A 22,965-nucleotide genomic window follows, 5' to 3' on the forward strand; every position below is an offset into this window, starting at 1 on the left:
CCCGGTTACTGGAACAGACCTGAATGCTCAAACCGATCACATCGCGTGACAACCCCTTGATCAAACGCTTGCGCAAGCTAGCGGAGTCCTCGCGCGCGCGGCGCAGCGAGGGCACGGCCTTGATCGAAGGCGTGCATCTTGTGACTGCGGCGCTCGATGCGGGCAGGCCGCTGGGCGAGTTGCTTGTGTCCGAGTCGGGCAGCAGGGCGCCTGAAGTACAAGGCCTGCTCGACCGCGCGCGTGACGTGTCGGCCTACCTTTTGCCCGATGCCTTGTTCGCATTGATCAGCGCTCACGAAACGCCAGTTGGGGTGCTGGCAACGATCGGCTGGGGTGTGGCGGTAGCGCCGCCGCCAGAGGACGCCGACTGGTTGGTGCTGGATGGCGTGCAGGACGCGGGCAACGTGGGCACCTTGATGCGCACGGCGGCCGCAGCTGGAGTGGCTTGCGTGCTGCTGGGGCCGGGATGCGCGCAGGCCTGGGGGCCGAAAGTGCTGAGGGCCGCGATGGGCGCGCACTTCGTGCTTGATCTGTACGAGGTCGATGATCTGCCAGGCCTGCTTTCGGGCTACGCCGGTCAGATCGCGGCTACGCGACTCGATGCCGCGGTTTCCCTGTATGACTGTGAGCTTGTTGGTCCGACGGCTTGGCTATTCGGGGCCGAAGGGCAGGGCCTGTCGCCGATACTGGCGCAGATGGCGACCCGCGGCGTGGTGATTCCGATGGCGCCGGGGATCGAGTCCCTGAACGTCGCCGCGGCCGCGGCGATCTGCCTGTTCGAGCAGCGGCGACAACGTCTGTGGGCCCGGTAGTCAGTAGCCGTTCTTGTCGATGCGGATGTCCTGGATGATCTTCGCCGAGATCTCCTCGATCGACCTTGCGGTCGAGTCGATGAACGGAATCTGCTCGCGCCGCATCAGTTTCATGGCTGCATCAATCTCGAAACGACAGTTGTCGAGCGACGAGTAGGTACTGTTCGGACGTCGTTCCTGGCGAATCTGCGCAAGGCGCTCAGGCGTGATCGTCAGGCCGAAAAGTTTGTTCCGGTGTTTTGAAAGCTCAACCGGCAGCTTGTTGCGCTCAAAGTCTTCCGGAATCAGCGGGTAGTTCGCGGCCCGCACGCCGAATTGCATGGCCAGATAGAGGCTGGTCGGCGTTTTGCCGGAACGTGAGACCCCCACCAGAATCACGTCCGCGTCTTCCAGGTTTTCGTGCGATACCCCGTCGTCATGCGAGAGCGTGAAGTTGATTGCTTCGATCCGCTTGGTGTAGCTGCTCGAATCCGCGCCGCCATGGAAGCGGCCGATGGTGTGGGCAGATTTCATGCCCAGTTCCATTTCAAGCGGTTCGATGAAGGCGAGGAAGAGGTCCACGAAGTGCGCGTTGGCCTTGCGCAAGCCATCGGCGGTGACTTGATTGACCAGCGTTGAAAACACGATGGGCGCAACGCCGTCACGCCGTGCTGCATCGTTGATCCGGAATACCGCGTCTTTCGCTTTGTCGTCCGAGTCGATAAAGGGCATCCGAACATGCCGGAACCGGACCTCTGGAAACTGCGCCAACAGGCTGTGGCCGAGGGTTTCCGAGGTGATGCCGGTGCCGTCGGAAACAAAAAACACGGTGCGCGTATTGCGGTGCGGATTGTTCACGGCTTGCTCCGGGATCAGGGAAAACGTCGATGCGGTGCAGCAAGATAGCTGCCTAGAATGGGATTTTCTCCGCAACAACCGAAACTGACAATGAAAGGTCCACACAATGGTCCGATACGTCATACCGTTTGAGTCGCTGCGCATGACAGACGTCCACGAGGTCGGGGGCAAGAATGCCTCGCTGGGCGAAATGATCAGCCAGCTCGCTGCGTCCCATGTACGCGTGCCCGGTGGATTTGCCACGACGGCCGATGCGTACCGGGAGTTCCTCGCACACGACGGGCTTGCCGCCCGGATTGCGGCGCTTCTGGAGCACCTGGACGTCGACGATGTGGATGCACTGGTTCGCGCGGGGGCGCAGATCCGGGGCTGGATCGTCGATACGCCGTTTCCGGCCGCACTGGAAGCCGAGATCAAGACGCACTACGAACGCCTCGAGAGCAATGGGGAGGGGTCGTTCGCAGTGCGCTCTTCAGCAACGGCCGAAGACCTGCCCGACGCATCCTTTGCGGGGCAGCAGGAGTCCTTCCTCAACGTGCATGGATACGAAAACATCCTGCATGCAATCAAGGAAGTGTTTGCTTCGCTCTACAACGACCGCGCCATTGCGTACCGGGTCCACAAGGGTTTTGTGCATGCAGACGTCGCGCTGTCGGCGGGGGTGCAGCGCATGGTGCGTTCCGATCTTGGTGCGTCGGGGGTGATGTTTACGCTTGATACCGAATCCGGTTTCAAGGACGCGGTGTTCATCACCGCCGCCTACGGACTGGGCGAAACGGTGGTGCAGGGCGCCGTCAACCCGGACGAGTTCTATGTGCACAAACCGATGCTGGCGGCGGGAAAACCGGCCATCGTGCGGCGCAATCTGGGTTCGAAACTCATCAAGATGGTGTTCACCGAGTCGCGCGCAGCGGGGCGTTCAACCCGCACGGAGGACGTTTGCGACGCGGATCGAAACCGCTTTTCGATTTCCGATGAAGACGTTCTGGAACTGGCGCGCTACTCAAGCATCATCGAGAAGCACTACGACCGCCCGATGGATATCGAGTGGGGCAAGGACGGCATAGACGGCAAGCTCTACATCCTGCAGGCGCGGCCTGAAACGGTGAAATCGCAGAGCAGCGCGCATGTGATGGAGAAGTACCGCATCAAGCAGCATGGCAAGGTGTTGTGCAGTGGCCGCGCGATTGGGCAGAAGATCGGCGTGGGCGTGGTGCGTATCGTCTCTGACGCCTCTCAGATGAATCGTGTGCAGGCAGGCGACATACTGGTCACCGACATGACGGACCCGAACTGGGAACCGGTGATGAAGCGCGCGTCGGCCATCGTCACAAACCGCGGCGGGCGCACCTGCCATGCGGCGATCATCGCGCGCGAGTTGGGCATACCGGCGATCGTTGGCTGCGGCGATGCGACCGACATGCTCACCGAAGGCGAATCGGTCACGGTGTCGTGCGCTGAAGGCGACACCGGCTACGTCTACCGCGGGCGCCTGGAGTTCGAGGTTGTCACGCGCGACATGGGGCATCTGCCGGATATTCCGGTCAAGATCATGATGAACGTGGGCAATCCGGAGCTGGCCTTCGAATTTGCGCAGATTCCGAATGCGGGCGTGGGGCTTGCGCGGCTGGAGTTCGTCATCAACAACATGATCGGGATCCACCCGAAGGCAGTGCTCGACGTTGAGCATGTGCCCGCCGGCCTGCGCGACGAAATCTACCGCCGCGCCCGCGGTTACGCGACGCCGCGTCAGTTCTTCATCGAAAAGCTGGTTGAGGGCGTGGCGACGATCGCTGCGGCGTTCTGGCCCAAGCCGGTCATCGTGCGCCTGTCGGACTTCAAGTCGAACGAGTACCGCAAATTGCTCGGCGGCGAAATCTATGAGCCCGAGGAAGAAAACCCGATGCTTGGCTTTCGCGGCGCATCGCGCTACATCGCCAATTCGTATCGCGAGTGCTTTGAACTGGAGTGCATTGCGATGCGCCGGGTGCGAGACGAACTGGGGCTCACCAATGTGCAGTTGATGGTGCCCTTCGTGCGCACCGTCGCGGAGGGCAAGGGGGTGGTCGACCTGTTGGCGGAAAACGGCCTGCGGCGGGGCGAGAACGGGCTCAAGCTGGTGATGATGTGCGAGATCCCGTCCAATGCGTTGCTGGCCGAGCAGTTTCTTGCGCACTTCGACGGCTTTTCGATTGGCTCGAACGATCTGACGCAGCTCACGCTGGGCCTTGATCGCGATTCAGGCTTGGTCGCGCATGCGTTCGACGAACGCGATGACGCAGTCAAGGCCCTGCTGAAGATGGCTATCAACACCGCCAACCGCTTGGGCAAGTATGTCGGCATCTGTGGTCAGGGGCCGTCAGATCATGCCGATTTTGCCGAATGGTTGATGGATGAGGGCATCCAGTCGATTTCGCTCAACCCAGACACCGTACTCGATACCTGGATGCAGTTGGCGGAACACCGGCGGCATTGATCAACGCCTGGCTCAAACGAAAAACGGCGGGGTTCCCCGCCGTTTTCAGTTGCGCTTGTCGCGCACCAGTCTTTGTTTTTCGCGTTCCCAGTCGCGTTCCTTCTCGGACTCGCGCTTGTCGAAGAGTTTCTTGCCTTTGCCTAGCCCAAGCTCCAGCTTGATCCGCCCTTTGGTGTAGTGCAGGTTGAGCGGGATCAGCGCGTAGCCGGCACGTTCCGCCTTGCCGATCAGCCGGTTGATCTCGGTGGCATGCAGCAGTAGCTTGCGGGTGCGTACCGGGTCGGGCGTGACATGCTTTGACGCCGTCGGTAGCGGGCTCACATGCATGCCGATCACGAACAGTTCGGCATTGCGGATGATCACGTACGCTTCCTTGATCTGCACCCGGCCTTCGCGGATCGCCTTCACTTCCCACCCTTCGAGCGCCATGCCGGCTTCGAAGCGCTCTTCGATGAAGTAATCGTGAGTGGCCTTGCGGTTATCGATGATGCTCATGTGCGTCCGTGGTGCCCGTAGCGGGTTGACCCGCTAAAATGCACGATTCTACCAACTCGGCACACGCGTCGTATTCGTCATGGCGGAAGTCCGCAAAATTGTTCTGCTCGAGTTCACGCCGACGCAGATGTTCACGCTGGTCGACGGGGTCGAGGACTATCCGGCCTTTCTGCCCTGGTGCGCGGGCGGGGAAGTGCTTTCGCGCGACGACGCGGTTACCCACGCGCGCTTGCACATCAATTACCACGGCATCAAGTCGCATTTTTCGACCGAGAACCGCAAGGAATTCCCGCGGCGGATGGACATTCGCCTGGTCGAAGGGCCGTTTCATATGCTCGAAGGCGACTGGGTCTTCACCGCCCTGGGTGAGGCGGCCTGCAAGGTCGAGTTCCGGCTGGTGTATGAGTTCTCGAACAAGCTGATCGAGAAGGCGGTGGGGCCGGTTTTTCACCACATTGCAAATACGTTTGTCGACGCCTTCGTCAAGCGTGCAGAGCAAGTCCTTCCAAGAGGTTGAGATGTCGGATTCGATTCAGGTAGAGGTTCTCTACGCCCACCCGCACAAGGCGGATCTGGTGAAGCTACGCTTGCCGGCTGGCAGCACTTTGCAGCAAGCGATCGAAGCCTCCGGGCTTTTGCAGAAACGGCCCGAAATCGATCTGGCGATCAACAAGCTGGGGGTGTTCGGCAAACTGTGCAAGGCCGATACGGTGCTGCGCGAGCGTGACCGGGTCGAGATCTACCGCCCCTTGATCGCAGATCCGAAGGAAGTGCGGCGCAAGCGCGCCGAAGACGGCAAGGTGATGAAGAAAGGTGGCGGCGACGCCTGATCGGCCGACTGCGTTTGTCCTGGCGCCGCTCGTGATCTAGCGGATCGCAGCCGGCAACTGGTCGCCGGTGGGGAGCACACCAAAGCGCGAGAGAAGCACTTCCGCCAGCCAGCAGCCCATCCACACTGCGTAAAAGGCAAAGATCACGTCGCTCGTGAAGTGACCGCCTTGGACAACGCGGACCAAGCCCACGACTGCGCCTGCGCCGGCAGCGCTGAGCATCCACAGGCGTCGCTTCCGGGGCGAGCCAAGCCAGCCGAAAGCCATCAGCGCAAACGCGCCGGTGGCGTGGCCGCTGACAAAAGAGCAATTGCGCGCGCATTGATCGGCCGGCTGCAAGGCGGGCGTGAAGTGCTTGTTGCCGCCAAACGCCTCAACCTGGTGGGGGCGCGCACGACCCCAGTTGTTTTTCAGGCCCGCATCGGTGATCAGCCCTGGCCCGAGGGCAAAGGCGAGGGCAAGGAAGCCGAACCAGCGCCGGCGCGATGCCAGCCAGCCGCCACGAATCGCGAAACTCGCCAGCCACAAGAGCAGAACGGTCGCGACGGCAAGACGCGAGCCGCCCCAAACGCCCCAGTAGATCGCTTTCACGGCTATCAGGCGGTCGAGCCAGAAGCCCTCGTTGCCATCGTAGAAAAGGGCGGTGATAGCCAGGTCCAGCTGCGGCCACAGGCTGAAGATCAGGGCAGTGATCAGGAGCACCGCCAGCAGCAAGGCGCCTTCACGCTTGTCCGGCATCAGTAACCCTTGAAGCCTTGCATCAGCCAGACCGAGGTGGTGAGGCTGAAGTCTGGATGGGTCTGCACGCGGATGGTGGCAAGTTTCTCGACCTGCTCGAAGCGCGGGGCGACCTCATTGGGTTCCCCTTTGCTGAGGTAGAGGATCGCCAAGCCCGGGGTGTTCGGCAGTGAATGGGTCAGTTGGTACTGATCGTTGACCGTCCGCGCGGGGTTCCAGCTGGCGATGCGCGGCGAGTGCTCGCGCAGCGTGTAAGCCACATGCGCAAGCAAGGTGCGTTCATCGGCAACGATATAGGCATCGGGATGCGCGGCGCGCATAGGTTCGATAGCCAGCGCGAGTTTGTCCCAGCCTTTCATGCGCTTGAACGGATCGATTTTCGCGGTCAGCGGGCGGTCGGCCAGATGCAGGATCTGTGGCCACTGGTACACGACCACCATGATCAACAGGTTGAGCGCGAGCGCGGCCTTGAGCCAGGCGATGCGACGCGGCGTGCGCGAGAGCCAGGCCACGGCCAGCAGGGTGCCGCCAGCGAAGATCGGCCCCGCCCAGTTGGCATTGGCCTCGCTCGTGCTCGCTTGTGTCATAACCAACAGCAGCAAGGGCAGGGAGCCGGCCAGCAAGAGGCGATCGCCCGGGTGCTGCCAGGCGCTGCGCAGCGTGACGACGGCGCCGATGAAGCCAATGGCCAGCAAGGGGCCGATGGATCCGAATTGCGCGCCGATGAACTCAAGCAGGTTGGCATCCTTGTGCTGCTGGGTGATCTCGGCCGTGTGGCGGAAGGTTGGAAAGTCGTTCGCCCAGTTCCACCAGAGATTGGGCGCCAGAATCGCCAGCGCGACCAAGGCCGTGAGCCAAGGCCCCCGGCTGAGCAAGTGGCGCCGCCCTTCCTGCGTTGCGATCAACAGTACGGCCGCCGAAAGCGCAAAGGCGGCCATGGTGTACTTCGACATCAACCCCAAGCCGCAGACCACGCCCAGCAAGACCCAGTCGCGGGTGCGGCCTTGGCTGATGGCGGTGTGAAGCGCCCACAGCGCGGCGGTCCAGAAGAACAGCAGCAGCGCATCGGTTGAAATGAAGAGCCCCAGTGCGCTGGTGATGGGCAGCGTGAGGAAGGCCAGCGCGCCGATGAGCGCGGTGCGCGTGCCATACAACTGGTGGCCGAGGCCGAACAGCAGAAGCGCCGTTGCCGGGTAGAGGATCAGCGAGCCTGCCTTGATGCCCACCAGGCCATCGCCCAGCAAATGGGTGCTTGCGGCGATCAGCCCCGCGATCAGCGGCGGCTTGGAGAAGTAGCCCCAGTCCAGCGCCTTGGCCCAGCCCCAGTAGTAGGCCTCATCGACATACAGCGTGATGCCGGAATGGGTGACTACCCAGATGCGCCAGGCCGTCAGCAGGACGATCGCGCCCAGCAGAAGCATCAGCGCCTTGGCGGCGGGTTCTTCGTCGGCGTCGTGCGAGAAAATGCGGCGTTCGGTCATCGTTGGCGGATCAGGCGGACGCCGCCTTCGCTGAAGAGGATATCGATCTGCGCGTCAGCAGGAATGCGGTCGGCCCGGGTGATGGCGATTTCGCCCGGCGCGGGCGGACGCGCAGGGGCTTGCATTTCCCGGTAAACGGCAAAGCTGGGCTGGAAGAAATTCCACTGCACGCCTTGCTCGGTGTAGGACCGGGCGGCCAAGGCCGCGCGCTTGACCGGCCCTTGCAGGAGATCGCCGACGAATGGCGTCACCACGGTGGCAAGCAGCACGCCCTGAATCGCGGCGATCGCCGCAAGCCGCTGCCAGGCAGCGGTGCGCCAGAGGGCCGTGATGGCGAGCGCCGCTGCCAAACCGATCAGCATCGGCAGGTAGTAGGCAGGACCGCTGGCTTCGCCATATCGGGCCAGCTGTGCGGCGTAGTATGGATCGCCCACCTTGCCCTGGGCCAGCAGGGTGGAGATGATGGTCGGCAGCAGCGCACAGAAAGCCAGCACTGCCAAGCCGGGCAACACGCCCAGCCACGCCGAGCGCAGCTTCTCGCGATGGATCGCGATCAACAGGAACAAGGGCGTGCAGCCATACAGTGCGTAATGCGGCAGCTTGGTGCCGGAGAGCGAGAAGAACACCAGCACGAAGCCGAACCAGATCCAGAGGAATCTGCGCAGTGGGTCGGCGCAGTCGCTGCGGACACTGCCAAGCGCTTTGGCAAGCGGCGCAAGCCACGGGAGCAGCAGCACCGGAACAATGATCAGGTAGTAGAACAGGCTGCCGCCGTGGCCTTCCATCGGGCCGGAGAATCGGCCGACGTTGTGCTTGAGGATGAAGCCATCAATGAATGCCTGGCCGTGAATCGAGAGCGCCACGGCATACCAGGGGGCGGCTACCGCGACCAGGATGAGCCAGCCGATCGGATCGAATGCCGCGCGGGCCCAGGCCTTGAATTCACGCCGGCTTGCGCAGTACAGGAATGTCACCGCGACCGGGATCGCCATCGCAATCGGGCCCTTGGTCAGCACGCCCAAGGCAATCCACAGATACATGCGGCGAAGGGGCGCGCGCCCGCCGGATTCGAGGTGGCGCCAGGCGTCGGTCAGCGCGAGCGCAAGCAGCATGTTCAGCAGCGCATCCGCGGTGGCCGCACGACCGATCACGAACACGCCAATGCTGGTTGCGGCAACCAGTGCAGCGAACTGCGCGCTTGCACGGCCAAAGCGTGGCCATGCGAAGTTGCCAACCACGGCACACCACACTGCAGCAGCCAGCGCCGAGGGCAGGCGGAAGGCCCACTCCGATACCCCGAAAAGGCCAACCGGGATGGCTTGCAGCCAGTAGATCAGGATTGGCTTGTCGAAGCGCGGGACGCCGTTCAGCCAGGTCGAGAGGAAGTCGCCGCGCTCGAACATTTCGCGCGTGGCTTCCGAGAACGCGCCTTCGTCGACGTCGAAGAGCGGCGCGCCCCCCAGATTGAGCAGCAGCAGGACTGCGGGCAGCAGAAACAGCGTCAGCCGCTCGCGCAGTGTAGGTGTGGCGCTGTGCTTCATTCCGGCAGGGCCTGTCCCGGCTTGTGCCATGCGTCGTCTTCGTCAGGGGCGTCCGGGTCGCGAACCCGGTACTGCGATGCGCCACCCGATTCAAAATAGATGCGAGCGAGGGTTTCGGCGAGCACGCCCGTCGAGATGAATTGAACGGCGGCGATGATCAGGAAGAAGCCCAGTTGCAACAGTGGTCGTTGCCCGATCGAGGCGCCGGTGAAGAGCTTGAGCGCGGCAAGCCAGCCCAGGATTGCACTGCCGATCACGCCCACCGCCAGACCGATGCCGCCAAAGAAGTGGCCAGGGCGCGCGCGATAGCGCATGAAGAAGAAGACGAAGATCAGGTCAAGAATCACGCGGAATGTGCGTGAGATGCCGTACTTGCTCTGGCCGAACTGCCGTGCATGGTGCGTGACGACCTCTTCGGCAATCCGCCGTGGGGTGGTGACCGTCGCCAGCCATGCAGGAATGAAGCGATGCATTTCGCCGTACAGACGGACGTTCTTGATCACGCTGGCGCGGAAGGCCTTGAGGCTGCAGCCGTAGTCGTTGAGCTTCACGCCGGTGATGCGGGCAATCAGGCGGTTGGCGATGCGCGAGGGGATCTTGCGCAGCACCATGCCGTCCTTGCGGTTCTTGCGCCAACCGGCCACCAGGTCAAGGTTCTCGTTCAACAAGCGGCCGACCATGCGCGGAATGTCGATCGGATCATTCTGCAGGTCGCCATCCATGGTGACGATCACATCGCCACGCGCAGCGTCCACGCCGGCTTGCATTGCGGCGGTCTGCTTGAAGTTGCGCATGAGCGATACAACCCGGACGTGGGGGCCGTAATGCCGCGCGGCAGCTTCAAGTTCGCCGGGGGTGCCGTCAGAGCTGCCGTCGTCCACCAGCAGTAATTCCCACGGGTGCGGGTAGTCGAGCAGGGCTTCATGCACGCGCTTGGCGAGCGGTGCAACGTTTTCGGCCTCGTTGTACATCGGTACGACAACCGATAGACGGTGTGCCGGGATCGAGAGGGCGACCGGATGCTCGGTCGGGGTGACGGCTGTATTCATGATGTGGTTCCGTTTGCCTTGACCGGCCGAGGGCCGGTCGGGAGCGCTGCGTAGGCCAAAGCCCCGGCACTTACAGCGGTGGCGATGATAACGAGGTGCAAAGCGAGCGCGGCCTGAAGTCCGTTCGCGAGTGTAATGCCGTGCGGCACCAGTGCGGCTGCGACGCCGGCTTCGTAGGTGCCAAATCCTGCCACACCCTGAACCGGCAGGATGGCGGCAAGCTCGCCGCCGAGCACGCCGGCGCTGGCAAGCCAGTCAGAACGCCCGAGCAGTGCGGTGAGCAACAGGGTTTGAGCAGAAAGCTTGACGAGCCAGTTGGCGAGCGTCCATGCCCAGCTGCGGACAGCGCCGCGGGTGGAATGGGCAAGGGCAAGGCGCAGCTTGCCCAGCTTGCCTCGCCAGCCGGTTTGCTCTGCGACATTGGCCGGGTGAGCCCGTGCCCAGGCCGGCACCGCCCACGCGCTGAGCAGCACGCCAAGGCTCCAGAGCACACGGATGGCCAGATCGAGGCCGGGCCAAACCCATGCAGCCAGAAGCAAGACGACAAACGCGTCCTGCATCCGCAACCACAGCAGCGACACCAGCGCTCGCCCCATCGGCACGCCAAATTCACGCTGAAGCAGGACCGGCAAGGCGATCTCGCCCCCGCGGAAGGGGACGACGTTGATGGCGGCATTGTGGGCAGTCGTGACACGCGCCATGGCCCAGAAGTGGCCACGCGAGACATCCACGAACTCGTCGCTCATGCGCGCAGCACGCAGCAGGTAGCTGAGCAGAAAGCCCGAGAGCGCCAGCGCAAGTACGCTCCAGGGCATCGAGCCCAGGCGTTCGCCGACGGCGCGCCAATCACCGGAATGCGCAAGCCACGCGAGCAGCGCAAGCGAAATCGCAAGAGCAAGCAGGCGCTTCAAGCGGCGGCGCTCCGCTTGAGCCAGATAGCCCGAAGCGCAACGATGGCACTGCCTACCGCCACGCCTGAAAGCAGCCACTTGAGCGGATCGGCCAGCGGGTAACCGAGATCGGTGCCGGCGAGGCTGATCCCCATCACCAGCAGTGCCAACGCCATGACTGCTTGCATCGTGAGCTTCTGCCAGACCATCCAGCGGCGGGAAATCGCCTCGCCCGCGGCGCCGGAGAGCCAACCGCCAGCAGCGCCGACCAGTACATCGAGCGGCCAGTGGGCGCCAACGGCAATCCGCGAAAAAGCCACCAATGCGGCAAGCGGCAGCAGCACGCTCGCAAGCAGGGCTGGCCGACGGCCAAAAAACACCAGCGTCGCTGCAAAGGCAAACGCGGTGGTGGCGTGCCCGGAAGGGAATGAGTTCCGGGTGAGCGTTTCACCGATGATGTGGATCTGGCTGGGGTCGAACATCGCCGCGGGGCGCCCGGCGTCGACCAGTGGTTTGATCGTGTGCGTGAAGCTGCCCGCGAATGCGCCGGTGAGCAGTGCGCTGGCCATCAGGCGCGGCGTGTTCTTCAGGGTCGGCGCCACCACCGCATAGGCGCAGGCGCCGGTGCCCAGTACGGTGACCCAGGACCAGAAGCTCGCCGGGAGCATCGCCGCGCCGCTGTTGAGCGCGAGGAACAGTGGCGTGTTCGTGTTCTGCTGCAGCAGCGCGCCCGCGGCGGCCAGCAACAGCAAAGGTGGCAGCCAGATCAGCAGCAGACGGGGCAGGGCGGGGCTCGGCGCAGGAGGCGTGGGTTCAGGCATGTGCACAGTGCGTGGAATCAACAGGCGATTCTAACATCGCCCCGCTCTGTGCCTTAGAGCGCGAGCAGGCTCTGGCGGCCCCACCATTCGGCGCCTGCCGGCAGTACCACGGGCTTGCCGATGGCGCCGTGTTCGATGCACAGCATGCGCCGGAACCCGAGCTTGGTCATGTCGGGCAGTGTGGCGCTCAGATGCTCCCAGGGGTTCCACACCACCACATCGGGCAGGTTCTCGGCGGATAGCCCGAGCGAGCGCCCCCGCTCGCTGACGAGTACCGGCTTCTGCGCGTCGAAATAGATGCGATCGGTCTCCGCCTCGATCATCAGTTCGGTGCCGCTTTCGCGGTGCTCGGTGCCCTTGGTGGCGTCCAGGTAGCGCAGGCCCCGCAGCCCCTGGATCTGTGCTTCTTCTACCTCGCGCACGGCGAGGTAGCTGTGCAGCGCGCAGGTGAAGCTGATGGTTTCGTCGCCGGGGTTGCGCACGCCCAGTTCCACGTCGAGCCGCTTCCCCGAGAGCAGAACCGTCAGTTCGGCGTGGAAGGCATGGGGCCAGATTTCGCGGGATACATCGTCATCGCCCAGCGCCATCGTCGCCGTTGCGAAGTCGCTGCCGCTGCGGCCGGAATCGAAGTCCCACTCGACGGTGCGCACGAAACCATGTTTTGGCAGCGGGCCACGCGAACCGAACTGCGGAAAGCAGATCGGGATGCCGCCGCGCACCGGTACGCCGCGCTCGAACTTGGCGTTTTCGCTGAGGAAGAGACGCTCTTCGCCGCCAGCGGGAATCCAGCTGACGACTTGCGCGCCGTGGCGCAGGATGGTTGCTTGTGCGCCGTCGGGGGCGGATATCCGCACTGCGGGCATGCCATGGAATTCGATGTGTTCGATCGCTTCGATCATGATGTTGTGTTCTTTCTAGGACTGAACGCCGGCTGCCGATGGCGCAAGCCCGGCATGGCGGAAACAGGCGGGGTGATGGTCGTTGACCATGCCGGTTGCCTGCATGAACGCATAACATGTTGTGCTGCCGACGAAGCGGAAGCCCGCTTTGCGCAGCGCTTTGCTCATCCGGTCCGATGCGGGGCTGGTGCTCTGCACTGCAGCATCGGCTGGGCGCTGGCCCGCGGCATCGCTGGCGAACGACCACAACCAGCGCGCCGGGTCGATGCCCTGTTCAATGAGTGCCAGCCAGGCGCGCGCGTTGCCGATGGTCGCTTCGATCTTGCCGCGGTGGCGCACGATGCCGGGGTCGCCAAGCAGACGGTCAAGATCCTGGTCCGTGAAGCGGGCGACTATTTCCGGGTCAAAGCCGGCGAAGGCGCGTCGGTAGCCTTCCCGCTTGCGCAGTATCGTCAGCCACGACAGCCCGGCCTGCGCGCCTTCGAGCGTGAGGCATTCAAACAGTGCATGCGGGTCGTGCTGCGGCACGCCCCATTCGGTGTCGTGATAGGCGATGTAGAGCGGGTCGGCCGTCACCCAGCTGCAGCGAACCTGCGTGTCAGGCATTGAACTCGTCGATGGCCTTGAGCACGCGGAATTGCGGAATCCCTGCGAGCTTGCCGATCAGGGCCATGATCGCCGCCTTCACATGCGGCGCACTCATGTGCCGATTGAGCGAGGCTTCGTCGGCCCAGACCTCGATCGTGTTGATCCGCAAGGGATTCGACCCTTCGCGATAGAGGTCATAGCGCAGGCAGCCTTCTTCCTGACGGGTCAGTTCCGCGGCATGGCGCAGCACACGGATGGCTTCTTCTTCATGCTGAGGAACGATCTCCGCAAGGGCGATCACATGAATCGGGGCATTACTCATTCGCGAACTCCAAGGGGTGCATAGGCCTGGATATCCAGGGTGCCAAGTTTAAGCGAAGTGTCTTCAGGGTCGTTCGTCAGCTTGAAGCCGAACTTGCGCACGAAGCGAAGCATGCGGTCGTTGTCGTTGAGGAAGATGCCCTTCATTTCGAGCAGGCCGCGGTCTTTTGCGCTGAGGATGAGGATCTCCATCAGGCTGTGCGCCAGGCCGGTGCCCTTGACGTCGTCGGAGACGACGATGGCAAATTCGCAGCTCTTGCCGTCGGGGTTGGCGGCATAGCGGCAGACGCCAAGCTGGTGTTCGGCTCCGTCCCGCATCACGGTGGCGACGAAGGCCATTTCCCGGTCGTAGTCGATCTGGGTGAGCTTGGCCAGCATCTGGGGCGGCAGCTCTGAGAGCGCGCTCATGAAGCGGTAGTACTTTGTTTCGGGCGAGAGCCGCCGCACGAAGGCCTGCTCCAGCGCGGCGTCTTCCGGCATGATCGGGCGCACCAGCACCTCGCTGCCGTCACGCAGGCTGATGTGCCGGACAAGATTGCCCGGATATGGATGGATCGCCATGTGGTCGTAGCGGTTTGCGTTCTTCGGCACGCGGCCGACCACAATGCGGACGTCGACCGCCACCACGTCGTTCTCGTCGGCGACCAGCGGCTGAATGTCGACCGAGCGCACCCAGGGCAGCTCGCACGCCATCTCCGAGAGTCTCAACACCACGAACTCCAGCCTGTCCATCGCGATCGGGGGCAGGCCGCGCCAGGCGTCCAGCTTGTTGGCCATGCGGTGCGAGCGGACGAGGTCGCGCGCAAGAAACTCGTTGAGCGGTGGCAGTGCAACGGTGCGTGAATCAAGCCCGTCGGCGTCCACGCCATGCTCGCCGAAGGAGATGATCGGGCCGAAAACCGGGTCTCGCGACACACCCAGCAAGAGGCCGCGCGCGCTGGCGAGTTCGATCCGCGGTTCGATCGTCACGCCGTGCTCGGCACTGTCGTCATCGCGCGAGCGCAAGTCGTCCATCAGCTCTTCGAAGGCCAGATGGGCCGCCACTGCGCTTGAAGGGTAGCGTTTCGGACCGGTACCCAGGCTTTGCCGCCGCAAGGTGTTGGCGCGCATCGTGACCGGGAAGCCCAGCTCGTAGGCCATGGTGACCGCCTGCGCGGCGGTGTGGGCCACCAGGGTGCGCCGCACCGGAATCTTGAAGGCCGCAAGCACGGACCGCGCTTCACTGCGGGTCAGGGTGGTACGGCCGCTTTCGATGGCGTTTTCAATCACGGCCCGCGCAGCGGCAATGTCTGGCGCCTCAAGGCTTGATAGCGGCGAGGGCACTTGCGTCAGCAGCTTCTGGTTCTGGTAGTAGGCGGAGATCTGCGAGAACAAGTCGATTGCAGGTTCCGGCGTGCGGTAACTCGGGATGCCGTTGGCAACAAATTGCTCGCGCGCCGCGCTGACCTGCGCCTCGCCCATCCAGCAGCAGAGGATGGGTTTGTCTGCCTTTTTGTCGATCTCGATCACGCGCTGCGCAACCTCCATCGGGCGCGTCATCGCCTGCGGGGTGAGGATTGCCAGAATGCCATCCACGCCCGGATCGGCCAGCACGGTTTCAAGCGTGCGCGCGTAGCGATCAGGGTCGGCATCGCCCACCATGTCGATCGGATTGTCGTGCGACCAAGCGCGCGGCAGGTCGCGGTTGAGCGCGGCAATCGTCTGCGGTGAAAGCTCGGCCAGCGGGATGCCCAGATCCCCCGCGCGGTCAGCCGCCATGACGCCGGGGCCTCCGCCGTTGGTGATGATCGCGAGGCGGTTGCCGCGTGGCCGGAAGCGGGTGAACAGAGCCTGCGTGGCGGCGAACATCTGGGTCAGGTACTTCAGCCGGATCACGCCCGCGCGGCGCAGCGCGGCATCGAAGACGATGTCCTCACCCACGATGGCGCCGGTGTGCGAATGCGCGGCCCGCGAGCCCGATGGATGGCGGCCGACCTTGATCACCATGATCGGTTTGGCGCGTGCGGCGGTTCGCAGCGAACTCATGAATCGGCGCGCGTCGCGGATGCCTTCGATGTAGAGCAGGATGCTCTCGGTGCGGAAGTCCCAGATCAGGTAATCGAGGATTTCACCAAAGTCCAGATCGCAGGACCCACCCAGCGACACAACGTTGGAGAATCCGACATTGGTGGTCTTGGCCCAGTCGAGAATCGCCGCACACAGCGCGCCCGACTGCGAAATGAAACCGATGCTGCCCGCCTTGGGTGCAGCGTGGGCAAACGTGGCATTGACGCCCGCAATGGCGCGTGCGATGCCCAGGCTGTTCGGCCCCAGGATGCGGATGCCGTACTTATCGGCCAGACGAACGATGTCGCGTTCCATGGCCGCGCCTTCGCTGCCGCTTTCGGCAAAACCGGCCGACAGGATCACCGCGGTCTTCACGCGCGCCCGGCCGCATGCGGCGACGATGTCTGGCACGGTGGGCGCGGGCGTTGCCACAATCGCCAGATCCACCCGCTGCGGCACATCGCCAATGCTGTGCACGCAGGGGGTGCCGAGGACTTCCTTGTACTTGGGGTTGACCGAGTAGAGCTTGCCCTTGAAGCCGCTCTCAAGCATGTTCTGCACGAGCACGTTGCCAAGCGCGCCGTCTCGCGGCGATGCGCCGATCACGGCGACCACCTGCGGTACGAACAGGGGCGTGAGGTAGTGTTGCTCGTCCATTCTGGTTTACCCGGTCCGGTTGGTGGCGGCATCGTAGTGGGCACGGCTGACGCATTGCTTGCGTTGGGTCAGTCGTGCGCCGGTCGCAATTGCCGATGTGCGATCTGACAATGCACCGACATTGTCGTTCGTTTGCGCCGGTTTCGTCAGGGGCTCGCCCCCGACTTTGTGGAGCAGAACCATGCAGTCACACCACCACGCCGGCACCATGCCGCCTTCCGCCTGGGTGCGCGCCCATGCGCACCTTGTGCCGACTGGCCGCGTGCTTGATCTTGCGTGCGGTAGCGGGCGTCACGCACGCTTCTTCGCCGCAGCGGGTTGGCCGGTGCTGGCCGTTGATCGTGATGCGACGGCCTTGCAGGCTCTCGCTGGCGTGGACTTGATCGAGACCCGGGGGTGCGAACTTGAGACAGGCGCCTGGCCCTTGCAGGCCGCCACCTTTGCCGGCGTGGTGGTGACGCACTACCTTCACCGCCCGCGTCGGGCCGAGTTGATGGCGCTTTTGCAGGCGGGCGGGGTGCTGATCTACGAGACCTTCATGGCCGGGCACGAGCGCCATGGCCGGCCTTCACGCCCCGAATTTCTCTTGCAGCCGGGCGAATTGCTTGATTGGGCGCATCTGTTCGGCCTCGAGGTCTTGGCCTTTGAAGAGGCGACAGTCAGAATCCCCCGTGAAGCCTGTCTGCAGCGCCTGTGCGCGCGGCGACCGCTGGACCGATCTATTCTGGAAGTACCCACTACCCACTACCCACTACCCACGGAGTGATGCAATGAACCTTTGGCTTGCCAATCTGGCCCCGGAAGTGACCGACGATGACATCCGTGCGCTGGTCATGAAGTACTGCGCGGTTGAGGTGCCTGAGATCCGCCGCGAACCGGGTGATGGCTCGCGGCCTGCCGCTGAACTGCGGTTTCCCGATGTCAGTTCAGACGTTTTGCACCAGTTTCAGGGCCGCCTCAACGGCATGTTCTGGATGGGGCGCAAGCTCAGCGCCCAGGTCATGTAAGGCTCTGGATCAGATCGGCGGCTGCGGCCGCCAGTTGATCCGCTGACAGGGTTTCGAGCACGATCGGCCGCGCCTCGCCAAATCGCACGAAGTTGCGGTTCTGCGAGCGCTGGTAGAGCGGATCGTAATGCTCGTCGATGAAGGCGGCGAACAGGGTTGCGAGGTCGCCCACCTCGGCCAGGCGCTTCCATTCATCGAGCACGCTGTTGCTCTGAAAACCACGCAGACAGTCGATGCGTTCCTTGAAATCGGCGACATCGTGGCCCAGGTAGGCGTAGTCATTGAGCAGAAAGTCGAGCCTTGCGGCGCGGCTTGCCTCGATGGCAACACACTCGCTCTGCCGGATCCGCTCGATCAGCGCCTCGGGAATCTGGATCGAGCCGATCTTGCGGCTCTCTGCCTCCACAAAAACGGGCCGCTCGGGCGAATAGCCGGCGAGTTTTTCGTGCAAGGCCGTCTCGAATGATTTCTGCGGCGGCTGTGCGATGCCCGGCAGGCGGCCGAGCACCGAACCCTTGTGGCGCGCCAGCCCCTCCAGATCCAGCACCTGTGCGCCGGCGGCCGCCAAGGCGTCGAGCAAGCGCGTCTTGCCCGATCCGGTGGCGCCGCACACCACCACGAAGCGCAGCGTCGGCGGCAGCGCGGCGATCTGGTCGATCACGTGACGGCGGTAAGTCTTGTAGCCGCCTTCGAGCTGGCAGGCGTCCCAGCCGATCATCCGCATCCAGGTGGTGAAGCTGCCGCTGCGCTGCCCGCCACGCCAGCAGTACAGCAGGGGGCGCCAGTCCTTGGGTTGGTCTTGGAAGTGCGTCATCAGATGGCGGGCAATGTTCTCCGCCACCATCGCGGCACCCAGCTTGCGCGCCTCAAACGCCGACACCTGCTTGTAGATCGTGCCGACCTGAGCGCGCTGTGCGTTGTCCAGAACCGGGCAGTTGATGGCGCCGGGAATATGGTCTTCCGCGAACTCGGCCGGCGATCGGGTATCGATGATCTGGTCGAACGACCCAAGATCAGGAATGCGGGCAATGCCGCGAGGTGTCTGCATTGAAACTCCGGGAGGGGCGCGAACGCGGCGCAGGTAAAATCAGGGCGTTCTCAGTACAGGCCTGACCATGACGATCAAACTTACGCAATTTTCTCACGGTGGCGGATGCGGCTGCAAAATTGCACCGGCGGTGCTCTCGCGCCTGCTCGCCAGTGCGCCGCCGGGAATCGTGCCGCCGGCACTGATGGTCGGTAACGAAACGTCCGACGACGCCGCAGTCTATCGCCTCAATGATGAGCAGGCCCTGGTCGCCACAACCGACTTCTTCACGCCGATTGTGGATGACCCGTTCGACTTCGGGCGGATTGCGGCGACCAACGCGATTTCGGATGTCTACGCGATGGGCGGAACGCCGATCATGGCCTTGTCGCTGGTCGGCATGCCGCTCGACAAGATTCCGCTCGATGCGGTCGGCAAGATCCTTGAGGGCGGCGCGGCGGTCTGCCGCGAAGCGGGCATCCCGATTGCGGGCGGGCACTCGATCGATATTCCGGAGCCCATCTACGGCCTGGTCGCCCTTGGCATCGTGCATCCCGATCGGGTCAAGCGGAATTCGGATGCACGCGCAGGCGACGTGCTGATTCTCGGCAAGCCGCTAGGGGTGGGGGTGCTCAGCGCCGCGCTCAAGAAGGGGCGGCTTGACGAAGCCGGCTATGCGGAGATGATCCGCCATACGACACATCTGAATCGTGTTGGCGCGGCGCTCGCGAAGCTTGACGGTGTTCATGCCCTGACCGACGTGACCGGGTTCGGGCTTGCCGGCCATCTGCTTGAGATTGCGCGGGGTTCCAGGCTGGCCGCCACCGTGGCTTTCGATGCGCTGCCCTTGATCGCGCAGGCGGTTGCCTTCGCCAAGGATGGCGTCGTCACCGGTGCGAGCGGTCGCAACTGGAATGGCTATGGCGCGGATGTCCTGACGCCCGACGGATTCGAGGCCTGGCAACGGGTGCTGGTGACCGATCCGCAAACATCCGGGGGTTTGCTTGTGAGCTGCGCCCCGGACTGTGCCGAATCGGTGCTGGCGGCCTTCCGCGCAGAGGGTTTCGCCGAGGCGGCCGTAATCGGGCAACTGCTCGAAGGCCCGCCTCTGGTGCGGATCGCCTGATTCCTGTGGCTGGGCTCAGCGTTTGAGTTGTGTCTTGAGCGCGGGCCAGACGTTGTCCAGCAGGCGTGACTGGGCCGCAGCGGTTGGATGCAGCCCGTCTGCCTGGAACATCTGCGGTGACAAGGCGAGACCTTCGAACAGGAAGGGCACCAGCGCAGCGCCTTCCTTCTTTGCAACCGCCGGAAAGCTGTTCTGGAACTTTTCGGTGTAGGCGGGGCCGTAGTTGGGCGGCAGACGCATGCCGACCAGCACCAGTTTTGCGCCGGCCTTCTTGGCCATGCGCGCCATGTCGGTGAGGTTCTCTTGCATCGCATTGAGCGGCAGGCCGCGCAGGCCGTCGTTGGCGCCCAGTTCCAGCACCACCACGCTGGGTTTGTGCTGGGCGAGCGCGGCGGGCAAGCGGGTCTTGCCGCCGGCCGTGGTTTCACCGCTGGCGCTGGCGTTGACGACAACATGCGGGAAGCCTTCTGCCTTCAAGCGTTTCTGCAGCAGCGATGGCCATGCCTCGTCGGCACGCAGGCCGTAGCCTGCGGACAGGCTGTCGCCAAAAACCAGAATCGTGCTGGCGTGGCACACTCCGGCGCACAAAAGGAAAAGCGCAACAATGGAACGAAACATGAACCCGGATACCTCGTTGGTGTTGGAAGCGGTGGATCTGCTCAAGCGCGTCGACGGCGTCGATGGCCCGCTGACGATTCTGCAGCAGATCAGCTTTGCGGTGGGTGCGTCGGAAACCGTCGCGGTGGTGGGCGCATCCGGTTCCGGCAAGAGCACCTTGCTCGGACTGCTCGCGGGTCTGGATGTTCCGACAGCCGGTACCGTGCGCCTGCGCGGCAACGATCTGTTTGCCCTCAACGAGGACGAACGGGCGCGCTTGCGTGGCGAAGCCCTTGGCTTCGTCTTTCAATCATTCCAACTTCTGCCGGCTTTGACCGCGCTTGAAAACGTGATGATGCCGCTGGAGCTTGCGGGTAGACGTGACGCGATTGAGAGCGCCCAGAAATGGCTGCAGCGGGTCGGGTTGTCACACCGCACGACCCACTATCCCAAGCACTTGTCGGGCGGCGAGCAGCAGCGGGTGGCGCTGGCGCGCGCGTTTGCGGTGCAGCCGGCTGTGCTGCTGGCCGACGAGCCCACCGGCAATCTCGACGCGCACACCGGGGCGCAGATCATCGACCTGATGTTCGATCTGAACCGCGAGGCGGGGACGACGCTGGTGCTCGTCACCCACGACGAGCACCTCGCTGCGCGCTGCGGGCGCATTCTGCGCCTCGCCGCCGGGCAATTGATGAGTGACAGCCTGCGCGAAGCCGTCTGAGGGCGGAGTGAAGGTCGCCGTGGCGCCTCAAGCCGCCGCGGTGCAGTCGATCACTTTGAAGACAACGCGGCGGTCAAGCGCATCGGAGGCATCGTCGCGCCCCGTGCCGACGAGGTTTTCGCGAGAACCCACGCCGTTCGCAATCGTGCGCGTGCGCAGGCTCGGTTGACTGCCTTCGAGCTTCTGCTTGATCGATTCGGCGCGCAAGACCGAGATCCGTTCATTGATGGCTTCAGGACCGCTGCGGCTGGTGTGGCCCACAATTTCAAGACATGCGTTGCGCTTGGCAGTCTGGCTGGCCACTTCATTCAGCCATGCCGGATAGGACTTGCCGAACAGCGGATCATTCGCGAAGGCGGTTGAACCGGGCTTGAACAGGAAGCGCACCGCCATCCGCTTGCGCTCAAGGCCGAAGTCGACGATCCGCTTGAACACCAACTCCGATGCGTCCTTGCGGCCCAGGCGCATGTTGGTCAGAAACACCCCGTTGAGAATGCGCAGTTCATCACCGGCTGCGGCCTGCATCGCGACGCTGTAGTGATCAAGCGCTTCCCGGTAACGCCCGGCGTTGTAGCTGTCGATGGCGCGCTGCACGCTGGCGGCAGAGACGATGCGTGCGACGTAGAAGGGGTCCATCGGATCGCCGATGCGGCTGCCCTGGCAGGTCTTGATGTAACCCTCGGTTACACCATCGAGTGCCCACGCCGGGCTGTCGCGGAAGTAGGCCAGTGGCGTGGCGTCGACGCCTTCCATTTTCGAGCGCGCGGTGCCCTTGCCGACCAGTTGACGGCTGTCGAGATCGGCCAGGGCAAGGCAGATCCGGTAGGCTTCGCGTGCCCCCTTGGTGGCGCCTTTGCCGTCGATGCCGGTGAAGGTGCCAACCAGAACCAGTGGCTTGCGGCGCAGGTTTTCCACCGAAAAGGCCTGCACGTCGAACTCAGGAAAACGCTCGCGGGCAATCTGGGTCAGCTTTGCCTGCATTTGCCGGGTCGCTTGGGTTTGCTCGCCGGTGACACCGTCGATCAACGGATCGATCACGACGATGCGTCCGCCCTTGGTCTTGTCAGCCGCGACACTGGCAAAAAGCGCGCTTGCCGCCTGTTCAACTGCCTGATCGAAGGGGGTTGCGACCGGAGCCGCTTGCGGTTCAGGCTGGGGCGCCACCGGGGCCTGGGGGGCCGGGGAAAGTGTCGCGGCCTGGCCCTGGGAGCGGGGGCTAGGTGTTGAACAGCCGACCGCCATGGCCAGGGCGATTGCAGCCGATAGCTTCCAGACCGGGTTCGTGACGGAAAATGACATGAGCACCTCTTGTTGTGCGTTGCTGGGGCGGCGGGGCGGGGCCCGGAATCCTGTGCGTATTGGTAGCACGCCCTGTACAGACGCGCCAGAAAGTTCATCGTTAGCCTGGGCGAACTTCACGGCCCATGCAAGCTGTCGTTGCAGCGGGCCGCTTCGCTCGTGATAATCCGGCAGGCGCGAATCTCGATTGCATTCACTTTAGGGTTTATCCAATGAACTTCGTATCCCGAAGAACGCTTCTGGTGGCCGGGGCGTGTGTGGTGCTCAGTGCTTGCGGTGGCAAGACGCTCGCACCGCCGCCGCCCCCGACCGTGGTGCAATTGACCGTGGCCGCCGAGGCCAATGCCAACCCGGATGCGCGTGGCCGCGCCACGCCGGTGGTGGTGCGCTACTACTTGCTTGCCAACGCCGGCCCCTTCGAGGCGGCCGATTTCTTTTCGCTGTTTGACAGTGACGAGAAGACGCTTGGTGCAACCATGGTTTCACGCGAAGAGGTGACACTCAAGCCGGGTGATTCGATCGCCAGTCGGCTCGCGCCGCAATCTGAAGCCAAAGCGCTGGGCGTATTTGTCGCCTTCCGTGATCCGAACAAGACACAATGGCGTGCCGTGGTGCCGGTGCCGGCGAACAAAACCACCGCCTACACGGTTGCGATCCTGAAAGATCGCGTGACGATTTCCACCGCGCCCTGAGCGCTCACCCCCGGA

General features: G+C 63.7%; 24 protein-coding genes. 9 read left to right on the top strand and 15 right to left on the bottom strand.

Features of this window, described 5'->3' with window-relative positions; all coding sequences use genetic code 11:
- Positions 1-23 precede the first annotated feature (23 nt).
- Positions 24-812: a TrmH family RNA methyltransferase gene (locus tag OPU71_RS10610; RefSeq protein ID WP_267727933.1), complete on the top strand. Its 789-nt coding sequence runs from the start codon at positions 24-26 to the stop codon at positions 810-812.
- Here OPU71_RS10610 and ppsR read toward each other — a convergent pair whose 3' ends face one another.
- Positions 813-1,649 (bottom strand): pyruvate, water dikinase regulatory protein, encoded by an 837-nt coding sequence (gene ppsR, locus OPU71_RS10615; RefSeq protein WP_267727934.1) that lies wholly within the window; start codon positions 1,647-1,649, stop codon positions 813-815.
- 106 nt (positions 1,650-1,755) lie between these two features.
- Here ppsR and ppsA point away from each other — a divergent pair, with 106 nt between their 5' ends.
- A complete protein-coding gene (gene ppsA / locus OPU71_RS10620; RefSeq protein WP_267727935.1) occupies positions 1,756-4,125 on the top strand; it encodes a phosphoenolpyruvate synthase in 2,370 nt (789 codons plus the stop codon).
- A 45-nt stretch (positions 4,126-4,170) separates the two neighbouring features.
- On the opposite strand, the gene smpB is transcribed toward ppsA, so the two are convergent.
- Positions 4,171-4,620 (bottom strand): SsrA-binding protein SmpB, encoded by a 450-nt coding sequence (gene smpB / locus OPU71_RS10625; RefSeq protein ID WP_267727936.1) that lies wholly within the window; start codon positions 4,618-4,620, stop codon positions 4,171-4,173.
- A gap of 79 nt (positions 4,621-4,699) precedes the next feature.
- On the opposite strand from smpB, the gene OPU71_RS10630 reads away from it, so the two are divergent.
- A complete protein-coding gene (locus tag OPU71_RS10630) occupies positions 4,700-5,137 on the top strand; it encodes a type II toxin-antitoxin system RatA family toxin (RefSeq protein WP_267727938.1) in 438 nt (145 codons plus the stop codon).
- Between the two features lies 1 nt (position 5,138).
- Positions 5,139-5,450 carry an RnfH family protein gene (locus tag OPU71_RS10635; protein ID WP_267727939.1) on the top strand — a complete coding sequence of 104 codons (312 nt, stop codon included), beginning with the start codon at positions 5,139-5,141 and terminating at the stop codon, positions 5,448-5,450.
- Positions 5,451-5,486: 36 nt separating this feature from the next.
- Here the strand turns inward: OPU71_RS10635 and OPU71_RS10640 are convergent, their stop codons facing one another.
- Genes OPU71_RS10640 through OPU71_RS10685 form a run of 10 tightly spaced genes read right to left on the bottom strand, consistent with a single transcriptional unit; the run spans position 5,487 to position 16,481 of the window.
- Positions 5,487-6,188, bottom strand: coding sequence for a phosphatase PAP2 family protein (locus tag OPU71_RS10640; RefSeq protein ID WP_267727940.1), 702 nt, complete (start codon positions 6,186-6,188; stop codon positions 5,487-5,489).
- Entirely contained in the window at positions 6,188-7,669 is a 1,482-nt protein-coding gene (locus OPU71_RS10645; RefSeq protein ID WP_267727941.1) for an ArnT family glycosyltransferase, read from the bottom strand. The genes OPU71_RS10640 and OPU71_RS10645 overlap by 1 nt, the downstream gene beginning before the upstream one ends.
- Positions 7,666-9,210, bottom strand: coding sequence for an ArnT family glycosyltransferase (locus OPU71_RS10650; protein ID WP_267727942.1), 1,545 nt, complete (start codon positions 9,208-9,210; stop codon positions 7,666-7,668). The genes OPU71_RS10645 and OPU71_RS10650 overlap by 4 nt, the downstream gene beginning before the upstream one ends.
- On the bottom strand, positions 9,207-10,259 hold the full coding sequence (locus OPU71_RS10655) for a glycosyltransferase family 2 protein (protein WP_267727943.1): 1,053 nt from the start codon (positions 10,257-10,259) through the stop codon (positions 9,207-9,209). The genes OPU71_RS10650 and OPU71_RS10655 overlap by 4 nt, the downstream gene beginning before the upstream one ends.
- On the bottom strand, positions 10,256-11,170 hold the full coding sequence (locus OPU71_RS10660) for a lysylphosphatidylglycerol synthase transmembrane domain-containing protein (RefSeq protein ID WP_267727944.1): 915 nt from the start codon (positions 11,168-11,170) through the stop codon (positions 10,256-10,258). The genes OPU71_RS10655 and OPU71_RS10660 overlap by 4 nt, the downstream gene beginning before the upstream one ends.
- Positions 11,167-11,970, bottom strand: a complete 804-nt coding sequence (locus tag OPU71_RS10665) for a phosphatase PAP2 family protein (protein ID WP_267727945.1) — start codon at positions 11,968-11,970, stop codon at positions 11,167-11,169. The genes OPU71_RS10660 and OPU71_RS10665 overlap by 4 nt, the downstream gene beginning before the upstream one ends.
- Positions 11,971-12,023: 53 nt before the next feature.
- Positions 12,024-12,869 (bottom strand): D-hexose-6-phosphate mutarotase, encoded by an 846-nt coding sequence (locus OPU71_RS10670; RefSeq protein WP_267727946.1) that lies wholly within the window; start codon positions 12,867-12,869, stop codon positions 12,024-12,026.
- Between the two features lie 15 nt (positions 12,870-12,884).
- Complete coding sequence (locus OPU71_RS10675) at positions 12,885-13,475, bottom strand: DNA-3-methyladenine glycosylase I (protein WP_267727947.1); 591 nt, start codon at positions 13,473-13,475, stop codon at positions 12,885-12,887.
- A complete protein-coding gene (locus OPU71_RS10680) occupies positions 13,468-13,779 on the bottom strand; it encodes a putative quinol monooxygenase (RefSeq protein WP_267727948.1) in 312 nt (103 codons plus the stop codon). The genes OPU71_RS10675 and OPU71_RS10680 overlap by 8 nt, the downstream gene beginning before the upstream one ends.
- The gene (locus tag OPU71_RS10685; protein ID WP_267727949.1) at positions 13,776-16,481 is read right to left on the bottom strand and encodes a GNAT family N-acetyltransferase; all 2,706 of its coding nucleotides are present in this window, start codon (positions 16,479-16,481) and stop codon (positions 13,776-13,778) included. Before OPU71_RS10685 ends, OPU71_RS10680 begins: the two co-directional genes overlap by 4 nt.
- Before the next feature lie 181 nt (positions 16,482-16,662).
- On the opposite strand from OPU71_RS10685, the gene OPU71_RS10690 reads away from it, so the two are divergent.
- Both OPU71_RS10690 and OPU71_RS10695 read left to right on the top strand, forming a co-directional pair.
- A complete protein-coding gene (locus tag OPU71_RS10690) occupies positions 16,663-17,247 on the top strand; it encodes a class I SAM-dependent methyltransferase (protein ID WP_267727950.1) in 585 nt (194 codons plus the stop codon).
- Positions 17,248-17,251: 4 nt separating this feature from the next.
- On the top strand, positions 17,252-17,488 hold the full coding sequence (locus tag OPU71_RS10695; RefSeq protein ID WP_267727951.1) for an RNA recognition motif domain-containing protein: 237 nt from the start codon (positions 17,252-17,254) through the stop codon (positions 17,486-17,488).
- On the opposite strand, the gene mnmH is transcribed toward OPU71_RS10695, so the two are convergent.
- The gene (mnmH, locus tag OPU71_RS10700; RefSeq protein ID WP_267727952.1) at positions 17,481-18,536 is read right to left on the bottom strand and encodes a tRNA 2-selenouridine(34) synthase MnmH; all 1,056 of its coding nucleotides are present in this window, start codon (positions 18,534-18,536) and stop codon (positions 17,481-17,483) included. The two genes, OPU71_RS10695 and mnmH, sit on opposite strands and share 8 nt — an antisense overlap.
- A 67-nt stretch (positions 18,537-18,603) precedes the next feature.
- Between mnmH and selD the strand changes: the two genes are divergently transcribed.
- Complete coding sequence (selD, locus tag OPU71_RS10705; protein ID WP_267727953.1) at positions 18,604-19,641, top strand: selenide, water dikinase SelD; 1,038 nt, start codon at positions 18,604-18,606, stop codon at positions 19,639-19,641.
- A gap of 15 nt (positions 19,642-19,656) precedes the next feature.
- Here the strand turns inward: selD and OPU71_RS10710 are convergent, their stop codons facing one another.
- Positions 19,657-20,259: an arylesterase gene (locus OPU71_RS10710; protein WP_267727954.1), complete on the bottom strand. Its 603-nt coding sequence runs from the start codon at positions 20,257-20,259 to the stop codon at positions 19,657-19,659.
- Between OPU71_RS10710 and OPU71_RS10715 the strand changes: the two genes are divergently transcribed.
- On the top strand, positions 20,246-20,959 hold the full coding sequence (locus tag OPU71_RS10715) for an ABC transporter ATP-binding protein (protein ID WP_267727955.1): 714 nt from the start codon (positions 20,246-20,248) through the stop codon (positions 20,957-20,959). The two genes, OPU71_RS10710 and OPU71_RS10715, sit on opposite strands and share 14 nt — an antisense overlap.
- Positions 20,960-20,986: 27 nt before the next feature.
- Here OPU71_RS10715 and OPU71_RS10720 read toward each other — a convergent pair whose 3' ends face one another.
- The gene (locus OPU71_RS10720) at positions 20,987-22,258 is read right to left on the bottom strand and encodes an OmpA family protein (RefSeq protein WP_267727956.1); all 1,272 of its coding nucleotides are present in this window, start codon (positions 22,256-22,258) and stop codon (positions 20,987-20,989) included.
- Positions 22,259-22,470: 212 nt separating this feature from the next.
- Here OPU71_RS10720 and tssJ point away from each other — a divergent pair, with 212 nt between their 5' ends.
- Positions 22,471-22,950 carry a type VI secretion system lipoprotein TssJ gene (tssJ, locus tag OPU71_RS10725; protein ID WP_267727957.1) on the top strand — a complete coding sequence of 160 codons (480 nt, stop codon included), beginning with the start codon at positions 22,471-22,473 and terminating at the stop codon, positions 22,948-22,950.
- Positions 22,951-22,965: the final 15 nt, after the last annotated feature.

This window comes from Niveibacterium sp. 24ML, assembly GCF_026586805.1.
GTDB lineage: Bacteria > Pseudomonadota > Gammaproteobacteria > Burkholderiales > Rhodocyclaceae > Niveibacterium.

Excerpts from the sequence above, each read along its gene's own strand:
- OPU71_RS10610 (WP_267727933.1), top strand. The coding sequence starts at position 24 with ATGCTCAAACCGATCACATCGCGTGACAACCCCTTGATCAAACGCTTG.
- ppsA (WP_267727935.1), top strand. The coding sequence starts at position 1,756 with ATGGTCCGATACGTCATACCGTTTGAGTCGCTGCGCATGACAGACGTC.
- smpB (WP_267727936.1), bottom strand. The coding sequence starts at position 4,620 with ATGAGCATCATCGATAACCGCAAGGCCACTCACGATTACTTCATCGAA.
- OPU71_RS10630 (WP_267727938.1), top strand. The coding sequence starts at position 4,700 with ATGGCGGAAGTCCGCAAAATTGTTCTGCTCGAGTTCACGCCGACGCAG.
- OPU71_RS10635 (WP_267727939.1), top strand. The coding sequence starts at position 5,139 with ATGTCGGATTCGATTCAGGTAGAGGTTCTCTACGCCCACCCGCACAAG.
- OPU71_RS10640 (WP_267727940.1), bottom strand. The coding sequence starts at position 6,188 with ATGCCGGACAAGCGTGAAGGCGCCTTGCTGCTGGCGGTGCTCCTGATC.
- OPU71_RS10645 (WP_267727941.1), bottom strand. The coding sequence starts at position 7,669 with ATGACCGAACGCCGCATTTTCTCGCACGACGCCGACGAAGAACCCGCC.
- OPU71_RS10650 (WP_267727942.1), bottom strand. The coding sequence starts at position 9,210 with ATGAAGCACAGCGCCACACCTACACTGCGCGAGCGGCTGACGCTGTTT.
- OPU71_RS10655 (WP_267727943.1), bottom strand. The coding sequence starts at position 10,259 with ATGAATACAGCCGTCACCCCGACCGAGCATCCGGTCGCCCTCTCGATC.
- OPU71_RS10665 (WP_267727945.1), bottom strand. The coding sequence starts at position 11,970 with ATGCCTGAACCCACGCCTCCTGCGCCGAGCCCCGCCCTGCCCCGTCTG.
- OPU71_RS10670 (WP_267727946.1), bottom strand. The coding sequence starts at position 12,869 with ATGATCGAAGCGATCGAACACATCGAATTCCATGGCATGCCCGCAGTG.
- OPU71_RS10675 (WP_267727947.1), bottom strand. The coding sequence starts at position 13,475 with ATGCCTGACACGCAGGTTCGCTGCAGCTGGGTGACGGCCGACCCGCTC.
- OPU71_RS10680 (WP_267727948.1), bottom strand. The coding sequence starts at position 13,779 with ATGAGTAATGCCCCGATTCATGTGATCGCCCTTGCGGAGATCGTTCCT.
- OPU71_RS10685 (WP_267727949.1), bottom strand. The coding sequence starts at position 16,481 with ATGGACGAGCAACACTACCTCACGCCCCTGTTCGTACCGCAGGTGGTC.
- OPU71_RS10690 (WP_267727950.1), top strand. The coding sequence starts at position 16,663 with ATGCAGTCACACCACCACGCCGGCACCATGCCGCCTTCCGCCTGGGTG.
- OPU71_RS10695 (WP_267727951.1), top strand. The coding sequence starts at position 17,252 with ATGAACCTTTGGCTTGCCAATCTGGCCCCGGAAGTGACCGACGATGAC.
- mnmH (WP_267727952.1), bottom strand. The coding sequence starts at position 18,536 with ATGCAGACACCTCGCGGCATTGCCCGCATTCCTGATCTTGGGTCGTTC.
- selD (WP_267727953.1), top strand. The coding sequence starts at position 18,604 with ATGACGATCAAACTTACGCAATTTTCTCACGGTGGCGGATGCGGCTGC.
- OPU71_RS10715 (WP_267727955.1), top strand. The coding sequence starts at position 20,246 with ATGGAACGAAACATGAACCCGGATACCTCGTTGGTGTTGGAAGCGGTG.
- OPU71_RS10710 (WP_267727954.1), bottom strand. The coding sequence starts at position 20,259 with ATGTTTCGTTCCATTGTTGCGCTTTTCCTTTTGTGCGCCGGAGTGTGC.
- OPU71_RS10720 (WP_267727956.1), bottom strand. The coding sequence starts at position 22,258 with ATGTCATTTTCCGTCACGAACCCGGTCTGGAAGCTATCGGCTGCAATC.
- tssJ (WP_267727957.1), top strand. The coding sequence starts at position 22,471 with ATGAACTTCGTATCCCGAAGAACGCTTCTGGTGGCCGGGGCGTGTGTG.